General features: G+C 47.2%; 15 protein-coding genes and 1 other RNA gene. All 16 read right to left on the bottom strand.

What is annotated here, in order from left to right; genetic code table 11:
• Positions 1-9 precede the first annotated feature (9 nt).
• A complete protein-coding gene (gene mraY / locus MARGE09_RS10515) occupies positions 10-1,092 on the bottom strand; it encodes a phospho-N-acetylmuramoyl-pentapeptide-transferase (RefSeq protein WP_236987286.1) in 1,083 nt (360 codons plus the stop codon).
• Positions 1,086-2,501 (bottom strand): UDP-N-acetylmuramoyl-tripeptide--D-alanyl-D-alanine ligase, encoded by a 1,416-nt coding sequence (locus MARGE09_RS10510; RefSeq protein WP_236987285.1) that lies wholly within the window; start codon positions 2,499-2,501, stop codon positions 1,086-1,088. Before MARGE09_RS10510 ends, mraY begins: the two co-directional genes overlap by 7 nt.
• Positions 2,498-4,018, bottom strand: coding sequence for a UDP-N-acetylmuramoyl-L-alanyl-D-glutamate--2,6-diaminopimelate ligase (locus tag MARGE09_RS10505; RefSeq protein ID WP_236987284.1), 1,521 nt, complete (start codon positions 4,016-4,018; stop codon positions 2,498-2,500). Before MARGE09_RS10505 ends, MARGE09_RS10510 begins: the two co-directional genes overlap by 4 nt.
• Complete coding sequence (locus tag MARGE09_RS10500; protein WP_236987283.1) at positions 4,015-5,715, bottom strand: peptidoglycan D,D-transpeptidase FtsI family protein; 1,701 nt, start codon at positions 5,713-5,715, stop codon at positions 4,015-4,017. Before MARGE09_RS10500 ends, MARGE09_RS10505 begins: the two co-directional genes overlap by 4 nt.
• A complete protein-coding gene (ftsL, locus tag MARGE09_RS10495; protein ID WP_236987282.1) occupies positions 5,712-5,993 on the bottom strand; it encodes a cell division protein FtsL in 282 nt (93 codons plus the stop codon). The genes MARGE09_RS10500 and ftsL overlap by 4 nt, the downstream gene beginning before the upstream one ends.
• Complete coding sequence (gene rsmH / locus MARGE09_RS10490) at positions 5,993-6,940, bottom strand: 16S rRNA (cytosine(1402)-N(4))-methyltransferase RsmH (protein ID WP_236987281.1); 948 nt, start codon at positions 6,938-6,940, stop codon at positions 5,993-5,995. Before rsmH ends, ftsL begins: the two co-directional genes overlap by 1 nt.
• 18 nt (positions 6,941-6,958) lie before the next feature.
• A complete protein-coding gene (mraZ, locus tag MARGE09_RS10485; RefSeq protein WP_236987280.1) occupies positions 6,959-7,399 on the bottom strand; it encodes a division/cell wall cluster transcriptional repressor MraZ in 441 nt (146 codons plus the stop codon).
• Between the two features lie 347 nt (positions 7,400-7,746).
• Positions 7,747-8,094, bottom strand: an RNA gene (gene rnpB, locus MARGE09_RS10480) — RNase P RNA component class A.
• A gap of 96 nt (positions 8,095-8,190) precedes the next feature.
• The gene (locus tag MARGE09_RS10475) at positions 8,191-8,862 is read right to left on the bottom strand and encodes an alpha/beta hydrolase (protein ID WP_236987279.1); all 672 of its coding nucleotides are present in this window, start codon (positions 8,860-8,862) and stop codon (positions 8,191-8,193) included.
• A gap of 13 nt (positions 8,863-8,875) precedes the next feature.
• Positions 8,876-9,262 carry a YkgJ family cysteine cluster protein gene (locus tag MARGE09_RS10470; RefSeq protein ID WP_236987278.1) on the bottom strand — a complete coding sequence of 129 codons (387 nt, stop codon included), beginning with the start codon at positions 9,260-9,262 and terminating at the stop codon, positions 8,876-8,878.
• An 82-nt stretch (positions 9,263-9,344) separates the two neighbouring features.
• Entirely contained in the window at positions 9,345-11,405 is a 2,061-nt protein-coding gene (locus MARGE09_RS10465) for a vWA domain-containing protein (RefSeq protein ID WP_236987277.1), read from the bottom strand.
• A complete protein-coding gene (locus MARGE09_RS10460; protein ID WP_236987276.1) occupies positions 11,402-11,944 on the bottom strand; it encodes an RNA polymerase sigma factor in 543 nt (180 codons plus the stop codon). The genes MARGE09_RS10465 and MARGE09_RS10460 overlap by 4 nt, the downstream gene beginning before the upstream one ends.
• A 796-nt stretch (positions 11,945-12,740) precedes the next feature.
• A complete protein-coding gene (locus MARGE09_RS10455; protein WP_236987275.1) occupies positions 12,741-13,346 on the bottom strand; it encodes a DUF1826 domain-containing protein in 606 nt (201 codons plus the stop codon).
• A 21-nt stretch (positions 13,347-13,367) separates the two neighbouring features.
• A complete protein-coding gene (zigA, locus tag MARGE09_RS10450; RefSeq protein WP_236987274.1) occupies positions 13,368-14,648 on the bottom strand; it encodes a zinc metallochaperone GTPase ZigA in 1,281 nt (426 codons plus the stop codon).
• Positions 14,649-14,921: 273 nt separating this feature from the next.
• A complete protein-coding gene (locus MARGE09_RS10445) occupies positions 14,922-15,443 on the bottom strand; it encodes a thioredoxin domain-containing protein (RefSeq protein WP_236987273.1) in 522 nt (173 codons plus the stop codon).
• 235 nt (positions 15,444-15,678) lie between these two features.
• A complete protein-coding gene (locus MARGE09_RS10440; protein ID WP_236987272.1) occupies positions 15,679-16,482 on the bottom strand; it encodes a ferritin-like protein in 804 nt (267 codons plus the stop codon).
• Positions 16,483-16,575: the final 93 nt, after the last annotated feature.

Raw genomic sequence — 16,575 nt, 5'->3', positions numbered from 1 at the left:
AAAGCTGCACTAGCGCAGTTTTAACGTAGCTAAACCAAAAAGTACTAGCATCACGGTTACAATCCAAAAACGCACAATCACGCGAGGCTCTGGCCAACCTTTAAGTTCAAAATGATGGTGCAGTGGTGCCATGCGGAAAATACGCCGCCCAGTCAGCTTGAAGCTTGCGACCTGCAAAATCACAGACACCGTCTCCATCACAAACACACCAGACATGACAAAAAATACAATTTCATGACGAACAATTACCGCCACAACACCCAGCGCGCCGCCAAGAGCCAAAGCACCAACATCACCCATAAACACTTGAGCAGGGTAAGTGTTAAACCATAAAAAGCCTAAACCGGCACCGGCAAGCGCCGCACAAAAAACAACCAGCTCGCCAGTACCTGCGATATAAGGGATGTGAAGGTAAGCTGCAAACTTTGCATTACCCACGAGGTAAGCAATAATGCCCAGTGCCGCCCCGACCATGACAGTCGGCATAATAGCGAGTCCATCAAGGCCATCAGTAAGGTTTACTGCATTAGAGCTTCCCACAACAACAAAATACACAAGCAACAAATACAACGGACCTAAATCGAGCGCTATATTCTTAAAGAAAGGAATAAATAACTGCGTTTCTGCCGGTGCCTGTGCCGTACTATATAAAAAGACAGCAACGGCAAAGCCTGCTGTTGATTGCCAAAAATATTTCCACTTTGCAGGTAATCCTTTTGAATTTTTTTCTACCACTTTGCGGTAATCATCTACCCAACCAATAGCGCCGTAAGCAAACATAATGAACATAACCGCCCAAACAAAACGGTTACTTAAATCAGACCACAGTAAAACGCTTGTTCCAATGGCAAATAAAATGAGAGCACCACCCATGGTCGGTGTGCCCTGCTTGCTTAGGTGGCTTTGCGGACCGTCCGTACGAACCGCTTGACCAATTTGTAGCTCTACTAATTTGCGGATAAACACAGGGCCTAAAAATAAACACATACCCAACGCCGTTAACACACCCAAAATGGCTCGTAATGTTAAATAACGGAAGACATCCAAAGCACTATAGTGCGGCTGCAATAATTCAGCCAACCAAACTAACATGGGCTAAGCCCCTTACCTGTTTTTGAAAGAATTGGAAGCACATCATCAACGGCTGCAGTGTGCGAACCCTTAAGTAAAATCGTTGCATCTTGATGTAAATACGGGGCAATAATTTCTGCGGCTTCCATAGTGTTGGCTACAGCAATCGCCCCATTACCAAAAGCCTCTGCAGCCAAACGCGGTAAGTTGCCAATGGCCAACAAATGCGTTACGCCCATTTCCTGCGCATATAAACCAACCGAAGTATGTTCAATGGTTTCGCCCTCGCCCAGCTCGCCCATATAACCTAATACCAATAAACGAATTGGCGTTGACTGCGCAGCCAAAAAGTCGATAGCCGCTCTTACTGAGCCTGGGTTTGCATTGTAAGCATCGTGAATAATCACCGCTTTTTGGCCACGAACAACAGAATCCAGACGCTGCATTCTTCCGTTGTCGCCTTGGTACTGCTGTAACCCGCTTGCGATAACACCCAAAGAAAGCCCTGCAGCAATCGCGCAAGCACTGGCTGCCAGCGCATTATTAACAAAATGTAGCCCTAACACATTTAATGCAACCGGTACTTTTTCGCTTTGATAATGCATAACAAAAGCAGGGAAACCCTCAGCGTTAATTGAAATATTTTTTGCCGATAAACACGGAAATGAGAAATTGCTGACATCACTCTTGCCGGCACTGAACCCCAGTTGCTTCAAGTGCTCGGTCTGCTTGATATACTGGCTCGAAAAGGCATCATCTAAATTAATTACAGCAGTACCTGTAACGCGATGTTTAATGTGGCTATGCTCTAAAGCCGTATAAATAGTACCTTTTTCCTGCGCGATCGCATCAATACTACCGAAACCACCGATATGTGCCGCGCGAATATTGTTAACCAACGCAATAGATGGCTCGGCTAAGTTTGCCAAGTAAGCTATTTCGTTTTTCCCACTGGTACCCATTTCAATAACAGCAAAGTCATGCTCCGCGGTAAGACCGTTAAGCGTTAAAGGAACACCAATGTGATTATTAAAGTTGCCTTGGGTTGCTAGCGTTTTACCGGCTTGCTCAAATATGCTTTTTGTTAATCCTTTAACAGAGGTTTTGCCACAGCTACCAGTAATAGCAACCAAAGGGCCTTTATATTTTTGACGAATGCCATTTGCAATTGACCCTAGCGCCAATGTTGTATCTTTCACAATTAACTGGGCCAGCGTACAACCCTCTACACGGTGCTCAACCACTACTGCAGCTGCGCCACTTTGTTGCGCCTGCAAAACAAAGGAGTGGCCATCAAAATTTTCACCTCGTAAGGCAACAAAAAGATCAGCATTTTTTATGTTTCGTGTATCTGTCGTAATGGCAGAGAATTCACAATCTTCTCCCACCAACTCGCCATCGGTTAGCGTTACACACTGAGAAAGCCTCATTGACGCCCCCCTTGCTCCAGTGAAGCTGACGACGAGAAATTTACAGCATGCTTTTGCGCTAACGCTTGCTCCGCAATGGAAATATCGGAAAAAGGAATTTTTTTCTCCTTAACTATTTGGTAGGTCTCGTGACCTTTACCAGCAATAAGGATGCAGTCACCCGCCGCCGCATTAGTAATGCTATATTCAATGGCTTCTTTTCGATCAACAATAATGCGTGCCGCCTTTTTACAACCTGCAGCAATATCATTTAGGATGCTATCGGGGTTTTCGTTTCTGGGGTTATCACTGGTTAAAACCAATTCATCCGCAAGATCTTCCGCTATAGCGCCCATCAAAGCGCGCTTTTGCTTATCTCTGTTGCCGCCACAACCAAACACCACCCAAATTCTGCCAACCGTATGCGCTTTTAATGCGATTAACGCTTGCTCTAAGCCATCTGGAGTGTGAGCAAAATCAACAACCACTTGAACCCCCCCGACAGGCGTCAATTGTTGCATGCGGCCCGTAATAGAGGTTAACGCAGGTATCGCTTGGACAACCTGTTTAAAATCTGCACCTTGCACCATTACCGCAGCAATTGCTGCTAGAAGGTTATAAACATTAAAGACACCATAAAAAGGCGATATCACCTCAGTATTACCCCAAGGCGAACGCAACGTAAAAGCCGTGCCCGTTTGGCGCGTATAAATATTTTCTGCTAACACCTCTCCGTTATGAATACCATAGCGAATCACCGCTGCAGATGGCTGCGCACTGGCCATTAGTTGAGCTTGTTCATCGTCCGCATTCACAATGGCATACTGCACAGAAGGCATAGCAAAAAGTTTTTGTTTTGCTTTCGCGTAGCTTGTTAAATCGCCATGGTAATCGAGATGGTCTTGCGTGAGGTTGGTAAAAACAGCCGTCGTAATCGGCAAGCCTGTAACGCGCCCTTGACTTAAACCATGGGAGGAAACCTCCATGGCAACGCAGTCGACGCCGGCTGACGAAAATTCGGCGAGGGTTTTGTAATTACTAAAAACATCGGGCGTGGTCATTCCTGTTTCAACAAGCGGTTCACCAAGAATTCCAACCCCCAAGGTGCCCACCGTCGCTGTTTTAGGCACACCCGCAGGCTTTACTGGGCCCGCCTTTTGAAAAAGCTGAGCAATCAAAGAAACCAGTGTGCTTTTACCGTTTGTGCCAGTAACGCCAACGATTGCGGGCATTGCCAGCGCCGATGTGAAATATCTTTTGTGTGCAAGCTCAGGAAGAATTGCGGCTAGGTTGGGTACTTTAATAATTGCGGTATCGCTATTCTTTGCAACCGCAATACCTTCGTCGCCCTCGATTAAAATCGCAATAGCGTTTGCATTTACCGCATCTGCAATAAAAGCTTCGCCACCAATACAAATAAAAACATCACCGCTTTTAAGCAAACGAGTATCTAAACGCAAATCACCAACGGGAAGGTTGGCGATTTTTGATGGCAATGTCAGCTGAGGCAAAAGCTGGGCAAGCGTTATCACATTCATCGCCGCGCCACCCTTGCGCCAATAGTTTGCTGGCTATTATTGGGAGGAATATTTAATAACCGTAACGAACTATCTGTAACGCTTGCAAACACAGGTGCCGCCGCTTCACCGCCATAATAATGCCCGCTACTGGGTTCATTAATAACAACAACTGTCACCACCTTAGGGTTATCTGCCGGCGCCATGCCAGCAAAAGTCGCTACATACTTATCGTCGGCATAACCGTGTTTACCCACCTTGTGGGCGGTGCCGGTTTTGCCCGCGGTGAGGTAAGCACTTGTTTGCGCGCGTGTTGCCGTACCACCACGCTCGGTTACCCGCTTTAACATAACCGCTATTTGGTCAGCAATTTTAGCATCGACCACTTGCGTCGCAGGTGGTAGCTCGTCTTGTTTAAGTAGTGAAACCGGACGCGATTGCCCTGAATTTGCAACTGTTACATACGATTGCGCCAACTGTAGCGGTGTAACAGAAAGACCATAACCAAAAGCTAAAGTGGCGGTTTCTATGGGGTGCCACTTTCGTCGATTAGGTAAAACACCCAAGCTTTCGCCAGGGAACCCTGTACCGGTACTTTGGCCGAACCCTAAACGCGAAAACATATTGCGCACCACATCTTGCGGAAGATCTAGCGCGAGCTTACTAATACCAACCTGACTGGATTTTTGAATTACTGTACCCAAGTCAATTTCGCCATAATTTTTAGGGTCTAAAAATGTTTTTCGCCCTACGCGAACATAGCCTGGGTTGGTATTAATTGTGGAATCTGGCGTATAACGGCCTGTCTCCAGTGCAGCCATAACAGTAAACGGCTTAACCGTTGAGCCAGGTTCAATCACATCTGTCATTGCGCGATTGCGTGTTTCAGAAGCATTAATTTTTTTGCGGTCATTAGGGTTGTACGACGGTTGATTGACCATCGCTAGTATTTCACCGCTTTCAACATCCAGCATTACAATCGAGCCAGACTTTGCTTTTTGGCTAGCCATTGCGCTTTTTAGCTCTCTGTAAGCTAAATATTGCAAGCGCAAGTCTATGCTCAGCTGCACATCACCACCGGGGCTAGCCGCTTGAATAATTCCTAGATCTTTAACGATATTCCCTTTTAAATCTTTGATCACTCGCTGAACACCAGCCGTACCGGCTAAATAGTCATCCAGAGCCAGCTCCATACCCTCTTGGCCTTGATCATCAATATCGGTAAAACCAACAACATGCGCAGCCACCTCGCCCGCGGGATAAAAGCGCTGATATTCACGCTCTGCAATAACACCGCGAATATTCAACGACGTTGCTGGCGACGCCTCATGAGGGGGTAATTGCCTAGCAACATACATAAATTGTTTGTTAGCGTAGTGTTGTAACTTTTTATTGAGGTCATTTATAGAAAGGTTAAGTGCCCGAGCTAAATCTGTAACGCCTTGCGGCGAAATGACTTGCGGGTTTACCGCTATCGATATAACAGGCGTACTAACCGCAAGCAACTCGCCATTGCGATCAGAAATAACGCCGCGATAAGCATTAATTTTTTGCTCGCGCAATGTCCGCGCTTGCCCTTGCGCCTGAAGAAAATCGTGCCCCTTTTCTTGCCCAGGCATCACCTGCAAATAAGACAAATGCCAAACCAATGCAGCGGGTAACACTGCAATGATTAAGCAAATTGCGGCAAATCGCCAATGGGCAGCTATGCGGCTCATCGTGTTTCTACCACCACAACTTCATGCCCTGTAGGTACCCGCATACTCAATTCTTGCGTGGCAATTTTTTCTACCCGCGCATAAGACGCTAAGGCACTTTTCTCTAGTAATAGCTGTCCAGTTTCCACCTGCAAGGTTTGGGTTTGATTATTTAACACCGCGAGGGCTTGGGTATGGCGCCGCACATCAAACGTGATATAAACCACAGAAATGGCCGATACCACAACACCGACCCACAAAATACCAACCAACGATAATTTAGATTTTGAAATGACCATTATTCGTGATCCTTCGCGGGCAGCTTTTCGGCAATGCGCATAATGGCACTGCGTGAACGAATGTTTTCACCCAATTCTTCAGAGGTCGCTTTAATGGGCTTAGTAATAATGCGCAGCGTTTTCTCAAGCTCTATATCAGGAATTGGCAGGTTAGCCGGCAAAGCTTTTCCTTTCGCACCCTCTTTAAAAAAGCGCTTCACAATACGGTCTTCAAGGCTATGGAAACTAATAACAACTAAACGCCCACCTGGACGCAAAATATTTAAAGCGGCCGGCAATGCGGCACTGAGGTCATCCAGTTCACCATTAACATGAATACGGATACCCTGAAACCCTCGCGTTGCAGGGTTTTTATCGCGTTCCCAACGCGGGTTAGCCTTCGTAATTACATCAGCCAAATCCAGCGTACGCTCGAAGGGTTTCTCGGCGCGGCGGCGTACAATAGCGCCGGCAATACGGCGCGAAAAGCGCTCCTCGCCGTACTCTTTCATAACCCGTGCAATTTCTTCTTCTTTGGCGCGATTGACAAAATCGGCAGCACTTTGCCCTTTGCTAGTATCCATTCGCATATCTAATGGACCATCTTTAATAAAGCTAAAGCCCCGCTCGGCTTTATCTAACTGCGGAGAAGACACCCCCAAGTCCAAAAGAATGCCATCTACCTGCCCAACTAAACCACACTCCTCAGCCACCTGCTGCATACTGGCAAACGAATCGTGAACAATAGAAAAACGCGTGTCCTCTGCATGCAAAGCATTGCCCACTGCAATCGCTTCTGGGTCTTTATCAAAGGCTATTAACTGAGCTTGCTCGGACAAGCTTTGCAGAATGGCTCGGCTGTGGCCGCCTCTTCCAAAGGTGCCATCAATGTACACGCCGCCCTCATTGCCAACCAATGAGGAAACGGACTCTGCGAGTAATACTGAATAATGCGCTTGTGCTGTCATAACGTCGCTAAGTTAGAGTTATAAAGAAAGCGACAGCATTTCTGCTGGCATTTCGTCATCTTCGGTGGCAGCTACAGTTTGCAGCCAATCGTCTTCGTTCCAGAGTTCAAACTTTTTGCCCAAGCCAACTAACATCAGCTTTTTGCCAAGATTGCCGTAATCGCGCAATGTCGGCGGCACTAATACACGGCCATTACCATCGAGTTCCAAGGTGGTCGCATAGCCAATCAATAACCGCTGCGCCCGTAGAGCTGCACGATTAAAGGTCGGTAATGCTTCGATCTTCGGTAAAATGGCTTGCCATTCAGTTTCTGGGTACAGTAATACGCAGCGATCTTGGGTATGGGCCGTCATAACAATACGCGACTCACTAACAGTCGCGAGCAGATCCCGGTGTTTAGCCGGAATCGCTAGGCGCCCTTTAGCGTCCATATTAATGTTATGACTGCCCTGAAACACGATTCCCCACCAAGAGTAGCGATTGAGCCACTAAAAACCACAATTAACCACATTTAACCACTTATGCACACTATATGTGCGATCAAAGTAAAGTCAAGCAAGGTGGCATCAAAGTTGGACAGATGGCAGCTTATTAATGCCTGATACGTGCACAATAAAGGACGTTCATGTTAATAAAGGGGGTAGTTAGTTAAGCTAAAGCAAGGCGTTACAAGCAACTCTTAAGAAAGAACTTTAAGAAAAAGAACAAATAGAGGTTATCGAGTTTTTTTGAAATAGCCGCTAGCTATAAAGGGCTGAACGAGATCAGTAGTTAAAGGGTAGGAAATCACTGCCACGAGCAAATTAGAGGGAGTCAGCCGGTAAGCCGGGTTCTGTCGTGGACAATCATTCATCTGGGATATGTGTCGCCACACACCTCAAGCAACCTACCCGAACCCAACGCGGGCCACGCCATACGGGTTCCTATTTGGTCTTGCTCCGAACGGGGTTTACCATCGCCGTGAACTGTTGCCAGTCACGCGGTGCGCTCTTACCGCACCTTTTCAACCTTACCGGCGCTTGCGCGCTTAGGCGGTACACTTTCTGCTGCACTTTCCGTAGGCTCGCGCCCCCCAGGCGTTACCTGGCGTTCTGCCCTATGGAGCCCGGACTTTCCTCCCCTGCTAAGCAGAAGCGATTGCCTGGCTGACTCCGGTGCGCACTTTAGCGGGTTGGCAGAATTTACTCAAGCGAGAAATACCGAAATGCTCGGCTTTATAGAGCTGAGCCAAAATGACAAATACAAACTCCTATTTAGACTCGGCAAATACACTATTAATCCACCGCCCAATGTCCACTAACTGCTCAGGTATTACACTGTGCTCCATGGCATAGTCCTGCCATTGCAAAGGGTAACCGAGCTTGGTCATTTCATCGGCACTGGCTTTACCCATACCGTAAGGCACAACCGCATCAGCGCGCCCGTGCATGGCCATTACGGGCGTCTTTAAGTTAATACCCGTGTGCTGCGCCTGTGCATTCTGGGCAAACGGCAAGTAAGTTGAAAGCGCCAAAATTCCCGCCACCTTGTGCTTTAGACGTATCCCCGTGTAATACGCGACTGCCCCGCCCTGCGAAAACCCGGCAATAATGATATTTTCACTCGCAATGCCTTTAGCTATTTGTTGCTCTATAAGCGCTTCTAACGTTTTTTGTGACTCGGAGATGCCGGGCAAATCTTCTTTGTCACTAATATCGCTGCCTTTAATATCGTACCAACCCGGCATTACATAACCGCCATTAACCGTAATGGGCCTATCTGGCGCTTGCGGGAACACCAAACGTACCGTAGGTACCTGCGCGAGCTTCAAATAAGGGAGGACAGGCACAAAGTCATCGGCTGTCGCACCTAGGCCGTGCAACCAAATAATGGCATGTGTCGGATTCCCGGTGCCGTGTATTTTTTCAATTGTTGATGTCATTGTAATAATCCAATCAAGAAGAATAAGAAGGACGACTATCGGCCATCATTTTATCAAGCTTGGCTTGCGCCTCGCTGGGCTTTTCCAAGTCGATTAATTCGATCATCTCACATTCATCCCTCACCATCTCATCGATATGGGTTGGATAGTGCCGGCAGTCTTCCGGGCGATCGTCGTAAATGCTGCAGGTGTATTTGGGCTGATTAGACTCCAACACCAAAAATGGACATCGCTGCAAAGGCATGCCCGTTTCTGGGTCTACCCAGATTTGACCATTGCGTACAAAGGCGAAAATTTCTGGTTTAAATAGCTCCCACATTTCAATCTCGCTCGCAGAAGCGGATAACCCACCATCACTATATTTTATGCAGCACTTACCACATTGGTTGCATGATTTCATTTTGTGAAGACTCAAATTATGGCGGCAAAAAGGCGATCTTATAGATCGCCCCACAGGAAGTACAAGCTCTTAACTGCGCAGCTTACATCGCTTTGGCCATCATCGCTTTACGCACTAGCTGTACAAACTCGGTGCGGTAACCGAATAAGTCCGCGCCTTTATTGGCCTGCGCCAATTCCAACGCGTGCTGAAAGCTCCAATCCCCTTGATATTGCCCACCCTTAAGCAATTCAGCAAAGCCCGCTACCGCCATCGCAAAATTTACATCAAGCATGAGCTGTTCATTCGGGTTTTGCGCATCGCTGGTAATGGCCTGCTCAATAAGCTTAGAGGTGTTTTCTTCTGGCAGTTTGTAGCGCAATTTTAAAAACCCATACTCACTCGCATTCGTTTTTCTAACCGCACGCTGTGATGCATAGCGCAAGCTATCGATTTGTTGATGCGCGGATTCAGCAGGCACAAATTCATAAATCGCCGTAACCGTGTGGCCGGCACCAATATCGCCAGCATCAACTTTATCATTGTTAAAATCTTCACGTTTTAAGGCGCGCGTTTCGTAACCTAGCAATCGATACTCACTGACTTTATCGGGGTTAAATTCCAACTGAATTTTTACATCTTTAGCGATGGGAAATAATGACGAGGTGGCTTCATGTACCAACACTTTTTGCGCTTCACTAAGGGTATCGATGTAGGCCGCTACGCCGTTGCCGTTTTGCGCCAACTCTTGCATTAAGTGGTCATTATAATTACCTCGGCCAAAACCCAATACCGACAGAAATATTCCCTTTTCACGCTTGCGCTCTACAAAGCCTTTTAGCGTATCGGGCTGGGAAATACCGACATTAAAATCACCATCGGTGGCTAAAATAATTCGGTTAACTGCATTTTGCTTAAAGTTGCGCTCTGCCAACGCATAAGCAAGCTCAATACCTTGCGCCCCCGCTGTACCGCCACCGGCGCTTAAACGGTTTAAAGCCTCTAATATTTTGCCCTTTTCCTTTACTGCCGTTGGTTCTAGTACCGTACCCGCTGCACCGGCATAAACCGCTATTGCAACAGTATCTGTTGGCTTTAGCTGCTCTAAGAGTAAATGCATTGACTGTTTTACCAATGGCAGCTTGTCGTCACTATTCATAGAGCCAGACACATCCAGCAAAAACACGATATTACTATCTGGCTGTTCACCAGCGACAATATCGTAGCCTTTAATGCCAATATGCAGCAGTTTTTTATTTTCACCGGGTTTAGACCAAGGCGCATCGGCAATCACAACTGTTGGCTTAAAGGGCTGCGCTTTGCTTTCTGCCTGGGGGTAGCTGTAATCAAAATAATTGAGCATTTCCTCGGTACGTACGGCTGCCATCTGCGGCATGTGCCCACCATTTAAGCTGCGCCGAACAAAACTGTACGAAGCCGTATCAACATCGATCGAAAATGTCGACACAGGGTGCTCAGTCACTTTTTTTACGCTATTGGATTCAACCGTTTTAAACTGGTCGCGATGTTCCGCTTCTACCGGCATACTGGCGAAATCTGCCACAGGTTTGCTTTTAGCTAGGCGTTGCGGCGCGGCCGCCAGCTTAGCGGACTCCTTAGTTCGCATTAATGCAGACGCATTGGCGGTGCTAGGCACAACACCCGCATCCTCTGCCGATATTGCATCTACCACCCCACTGGCCTCGCGCTTAATCGCTCTCGATTCTGATAGTGTCTGGCGGACACCTGTAACAATTACCTCTTCAATAGCTGCTTCTTTGGCAGGCAATGGCCGGGGTAGCTTTTCGCCTGTTGCGGCTAAGTCCGCCGGCTCATGCACTTCGCCATCTGGCGCTTTTAGCGTTGACGGCCCAATAAGCATAAAGGCCGTAACCACCGCCGCTGTTGAACCTAAACCACCTAACAACCAATTTTTAGTGAACGTTTTCATCAAGCTTGCCTCGCGTTTTTGACTATGTGTACGCGTAGGACGCAAGCGCTTTAAAAATCCTTGGAAAATATTTTCAGTTTTTTTATGCTCCGCTTGAACGGCCGTCGAAGATTCAAATTCAGCCATGGCCGCCGCAAGCGTATTGGCTTTCGCTTTAGGGTCTATATCGGGATTTTCTGACTGTAACAAAGCAATAAGCTCTGATTCTTTCATGATGATGCCCCCGTCGCTTCGTCGATAATTTTTAATTGCTTGCGAATTTCATGCATGCGCCAAGACACCGTGCTTTCTTTAATTTCTAGGATACTCGCCGCTTCCGCATGAGTCATACCCTCGGCCAATACCAACAACAAGGTGTCTTTAAACCCTCGCCCCATTGAATCAACCTGTTTTAACACGCTGGCAAGCTCCGTAGATGCTTGTGTCGCACCACCAGAATCCGGCTGCTCGGGCGGTATTACTCCAGAGCTACCTTGCGATGAACAATGCCGTTTTTCCGCGCGCCCCCAGTCGTTTGCACAATTTAATACCAGCCGGTATAGCCAGGTAGTAAAAGCCGATTCAAATCGAAATTGCTTAATCACTTTCGCAAGCTTAATGCAGGCCTGCTGAGTAATATCCTCAGCGTTATGTTTATTGCCCGCCCACTTAAAGGCAAAGCGGTAAATTACGTCGTACACAAGCGACAACAACGCCGAAAACGCTTTAGCATTGCCACTTTGTGCCGCACGAATCAGTTTATCTTCCACCATAAGGCCGACCTTATTAGAAGGTGTAATGTGAAGGTTATCGGTTAGACGTCGCAACGGCTGTTTTCCTTGGTCGCCATTCTAACCTTTGACCCAACGGGTATGCAGCTGGAGCACCGGGTAGGCGCTAAGCCCTAGCTGTGCAAGTTGATCCTCCGATTTGTAAGGGTTTATTGAAGCACCCCTTGGCTTCAACCCGACGGATTGCCCTGCGGCAAACCAAAACGCTTCAGGCGTTTTAGTCGAGAACGAAACAAATGTCCATGGGTGGACCGAATATAGGTTTTGCATCAGTACAAGAACGCACCCTATTAGAACGGCGCAGCTCGCCGTGGAGTAAACCAAAGTCGAGGAGCCATTATAGAGGAGCGAAAACCTGTAAGTAGCTATCGCGAGGAAAATGTATTTTTAGGGGAAACCTAGAGGGCCTTTAATTTTTATTCAGCTCTAGGTACACGAAACTAGGCAGCTAGTACCTCAAGCTATGTACATACTCCACAACATCCTTAATTTGCTGTTCACTAAGTTCCCCACCCCAAGCAGGCATTTGAGGGGAGCGGCATTAATACCACAGGGAAGTGGCTGATTAGAATAACGCAGGGAGCAGTTACCGAGGTAACACTATGTAGAGGAGCAAAAACCTGTAAGCCGCTATCGCAGAAAAAGAGCATTTTTAAAGCTGCCCCAATACAAGATTTTCGGTGATAACATTGGCAGGAATGATATAGGGCAGATGGATAAGAATTTATTCGTTAGCCGTTTATACCCCACTTTCAAGTGAGGATTAGTGGAAGCTAATTTAAGCAAAGTCCAGTGTCAGTACCAAGCGTGGCGCTGAGTCGCTCGCCGCTGGAGAGCGATGCACCAACCCGCGCCCTTCGTTGCCTTCCCAAGCCTCGCCTTTTAATAATGCTACATCGCCAAGCCCGAGCGTTTTAGCTGCGGCTTCTGGTCGCGGGTTTATGCCGCCGTTATCTAAGCGCTCTACGTGTTCGGGCGGAAGCCATTCGGTGCTTGCGCCAGCGTAAGTGCAGATCAAACGGCAAGGTACGCGATCCACATGAAACCTTGGGCACATGGCTTTACTTAATACCGCCATGCGAAACCCAACGTGATCCAACTCGAATAAACAACTAAACATGTCCACGACCTGCACAAGATCATCAATAAATACCTGTCGATGGCCCGATAGTGGAAGCTCCGTTTCTAACTGTTTTGCAACATTACCTGGTTGTTGAATAAATCGCGTTTGCCAGTGTGGCGACACAGCCATAAGGTGCTCGGCATAGCGATTTATGCTGTCGCTTAACTGGCGCTGCCAAATTGCAATCGTGACTTCAGGTTGATAGATATCCGCTAATGCGCTGGGGTGCATGTCTGACGCTATGGAATGTGCTGCACTCATGTTATAAAACTCCGATTAATATTAAGCGACAGAATGTTCATTATTGGACTGCTCTTCCATAGCTTCTTCTTGCCACTGGGGGAACGGGTCCGCCAGTGTTAGCCAGTATTCCTTACCGGCTAGCACCTCGTCATCAGTTAAAAGGCATTGGTCGAGCCTTTGAATGATGTGTTGTTGATTGAGGCCTTGCCCAATAAATACCAATTCCTGGCGCATATCACCAAATGGCTCCACCCAATTTTTTTCGATAGAACTAAGGTAGTCTGGATCATCTGGCCAGCGATCTTTTGGTATGGCTTTCCAAAACATACCGGCAAAACCATAACGGGCAATACCACCGGCCTGATTCCATTGACCGGCAAACTCCGGACGAGTTGCCAACCAAAAATACCCTTTAGAGCGAATCAATTTTCCTTCTAGGTTTTTACTGTGCAAAAAATCAAAGAATTTTTGAGGATGAAAGGGGCTACGTGCGCGATATACAAAGCTACTAATACCGTATTCTTCGGTTTCTGGCACATGCTCGCCTCGCATTTCCTTAAGCCATCCTGGCGATTGTTGCGCTTTTTCAAAACTGAATTTTCCAGTGCCCAGCACCTCGCCTAATTCAATCTTGCCTTCACTAATTGGTAATACGGTTGCATCAGTATTCAGCGTGCGAAGTACAGCCATGACTTTCTGCGTATGCGCCGGCGTCACCAAGTCAGTTTTACTGACCAAAATGACATCGGCAAACTCAATTTGGTCGACCAACAGATCGGCAACAGTGCGTTCGTCATCATCACCAAGGTGCTCGTCTCCGTCCTGCAAATAGTCTGCTTTGTTAAAGTCGACCAAAAAATTAGCGGCATCAACCACCGTCACCATGGTATCCAATTGCGCCACCTCGCCCAAACTCTGACCCTGCTCATCAGCAAAGGTAAAGGTTTCTGCCACGGGTAAAGGTTCGCTGATACCCGTCGATTCAATCACCAAATAATCAAAGCGCCCTTCTTCCGCGAGTTTCCTAACCTCAATTAACAAGTCCTCACGAAGCGTGCAGCAAATACAGCCGTTGCTCATTTCCACCAGCTTTTCTTCGCTGCGATTTAGCGCGACTTCATTTTTTACCGTCGCCGCATCTATGTTTACTTCGCTCATGTCATTAACAATGACAGCCACCCGGCGATTATCTCGGTTGTTGAGTATTTGATTAAGTACCGTTGTTTTGCCGGCTCCGAGAAACCCAGACAGAACGGTGACGGGTAACCGGGCAACACCACTTTCCCCGATATCACTTGGTTTATTTTCGAAAGCTTTCATATTTCTCTCACCGACTAAAGGCGCCCAATTGACTACAACTTATTAGATATCTGGCCTACATCAGATATGATATATCATATCACATTTAAGTCACAGCTAATGCTTTGTCAAGGCTTAGATATACCTGTTACTTTGGCTCATATGCGTATGCGCTTCCCAGCCGGAAAATGCCAAGCACTTTTGGGCATCCTGCAAGGACTACACATTTTTATTACTCACCATGCGCACTAAGGGAATACGCATCTTTTCGGCTCTCTAGCGCGGCTTCTAGCTTTAATTTTTTGCCCACCATGCCCGCAGACGCAACCCAGGGTAACCGCTAGCACCGATCGTGTGGCCCGCGATAGCGCCATTTTTCACAAATAATACTGTGGGTGTAACCTGCACACCCCACTGCTTTGCAATGGTTTGGCTATTATCGTTAACCATCACCAAACTTGGCGCGGCATTAGAAAAATAGCGTTTCAATTTATCATCCCCACCCGACGCCATCGCTATAGTGACCACAGGGTAATGCTTGGCCAGCTGTTTTATGGACGGCGAAGTTACTTTACAAGGCCCACACCATGTGGCCCAAAAATACACAACCACAAGCCCTTCGCGAGACAAAGCTAAAAGATCAACACTGTTACCCTCAACATCAAAGTAAACAGTTTTAGGGATGCTTGCTAATGGCAACGCCCTACCGCGCCATTCGTCCAAAGCCACTGATAGCACTAAAAACACCAGCACAAACGCGCCACCTTGCAACAAGGCTTTACGCAGCCAAAGCCATACGCTAGATTTCTGTAACATTAAGACACCGATGATTAACGAAAACCGCAGCTAGAAAAACACAGCGCACACACGTTCCACACGAAATATTCAAGAGACAAACCCTACAACGGATTTTAAACCGAAATATTGTACTAATGGGGCGCTAAAATAACAGCGCGTAGACCCTGTGGCAATTGGTAGCTAACCGGCGACAGCCAAACTGCCGCCGGTTAGTAGTAGAAGGGTTTTAAAGCTGTTTTTAGCAAACTTGTTTTTAGCGTAAATACTCGAACGGCGCGCCAACCGTTTCGCCTTGATGCATTGCTAATGGCGATGGTGTTTTCATTAGTGCAATAGCTTGATATTTTAATTCCCACATCACTGTTACAGCTTTGCGCATACCGGCTGGTTCACTTTGTGCAACATCACTTTTTTCGCCGTTAAACGCCGCATAGATATTATCGATTAGTTGCGTATAAGTCCCATTAAAATTATCCACTGCAGGCTCGATATCAGTACCTTTGTAATCTGCCGCTTGCGGATTGGTAACAGTGGGGTAAACCTCGCTCCAGTCGATAGGAATAATATCCCCTGCTGGAGTGTCGGTAATTTTTTGTGTCGGCAAGTAACGGCGTCCAAATTGGATCTCACGAAAACGCACATAATGGGAATACATTTTCCAACCATCAGCTAACGTATCACCATCATCAATAGACTCCGGTTCCAGCGTTTTATCTGCATGCTCACAAACCGTTTCATTTAAAATATTCTCAGAAACGCCTTCGCCTTGGTGCACAATTTCTTCGATGGCTTTAAGCGCCGATGCTTTATCTGTTACAGCAAACAATTTGCCAGCACCACCGTAGTATTCCTCCCCCGATATTTGGCAATGCCCCCGCGTTTTACGCGCTTGCTCAAACACGCTATCATCACACAATGTTTTTATCCCTTGCGATATGGCTGCGTAAAAACACCCTATCGACCTATACCCCTGCTCGGGCTGTTTATCACAGGTATTGGGGCGCTCGATATCAATAAAGGTTTCTACTGCTGGGCGAGAAAACCGCCTAAGGGGCATCTCTAAAAATGCACTTTTTCCGCGATAGCGGCATCAGCTCCGTCCTCGAGTCCTCATTTACACCACGTAAACTGCGGCTCTCCGGGCGGTGCT

The organism is Marinagarivorans cellulosilyticus (genome assembly GCF_021655555.1).
Lineage (GTDB): Bacteria > Pseudomonadota > Gammaproteobacteria > Pseudomonadales > Cellvibrionaceae > Marinagarivorans > Marinagarivorans cellulosilyticus.
The sequence above is the reverse complement of the archived record's forward strand: the minus strand, read 5'-3'. Positions and strand labels throughout refer to the sequence as shown.

Excerpts from the sequence above, each read along its gene's own strand:
- MARGE09_RS10455 (WP_236987275.1), bottom strand. The coding sequence starts at position 13,346 with ATGAGTGCAGCACATTCCATAGCGTCAGACATGCACCCCAGCGCATTA.
- MARGE09_RS10440 (WP_236987272.1), bottom strand. The coding sequence starts at position 16,482 with ATGCCCCTTAGGCGGTTTTCTCGCCCAGCAGTAGAAACCTTTATTGAT.
- MARGE09_RS10510 (WP_236987285.1), bottom strand. The coding sequence starts at position 2,501 with ATGAGGCTTTCTCAGTGTGTAACGCTAACCGATGGCGAGTTGGTGGGA.
- MARGE09_RS10465 (WP_236987277.1), bottom strand. The coding sequence starts at position 11,405 with ATGAAAGAATCAGAGCTTATTGCTTTGTTACAGTCAGAAAATCCCGAT.
- rsmH (WP_236987281.1), bottom strand. The coding sequence starts at position 6,940 with ATGACAGCACAAGCGCATTATTCAGTATTACTCGCAGAGTCCGTTTCC.
- MARGE09_RS10445 (WP_236987273.1), bottom strand. The coding sequence starts at position 15,443 with ATGTTACAGAAATCTAGCGTATGGCTTTGGCTGCGTAAAGCCTTGTTG.
- MARGE09_RS10500 (WP_236987283.1), bottom strand. The coding sequence starts at position 5,715 with ATGAGCCGCATAGCTGCCCATTGGCGATTTGCCGCAATTTGCTTAATC.
- ftsL (WP_236987282.1), bottom strand. The coding sequence starts at position 5,993 with ATGGTCATTTCAAAATCTAAATTATCGTTGGTTGGTATTTTGTGGGTC.
- MARGE09_RS10460 (WP_236987276.1), bottom strand. The coding sequence starts at position 11,944 with ATGGTGGAAGATAAACTGATTCGTGCGGCACAAAGTGGCAATGCTAAA.
- MARGE09_RS10505 (WP_236987284.1), bottom strand. The coding sequence starts at position 4,018 with ATGAATGTGATAACGCTTGCCCAGCTTTTGCCTCAGCTGACATTGCCA.
- zigA (WP_236987274.1), bottom strand. The coding sequence starts at position 14,648 with ATGAAAGCTTTCGAAAATAAACCAAGTGATATCGGGGAAAGTGGTGTT.
- mraY (WP_236987286.1), bottom strand. The coding sequence starts at position 1,092 with ATGTTAGTTTGGTTGGCTGAATTATTGCAGCCGCACTATAGTGCTTTG.
- MARGE09_RS10475 (WP_236987279.1), bottom strand. The coding sequence starts at position 8,862 with ATGACATCAACAATTGAAAAAATACACGGCACCGGGAATCCGACACAT.
- MARGE09_RS10470 (WP_236987278.1), bottom strand. The coding sequence starts at position 9,262 with ATGAAATCATGCAACCAATGTGGTAAGTGCTGCATAAAATATAGTGAT.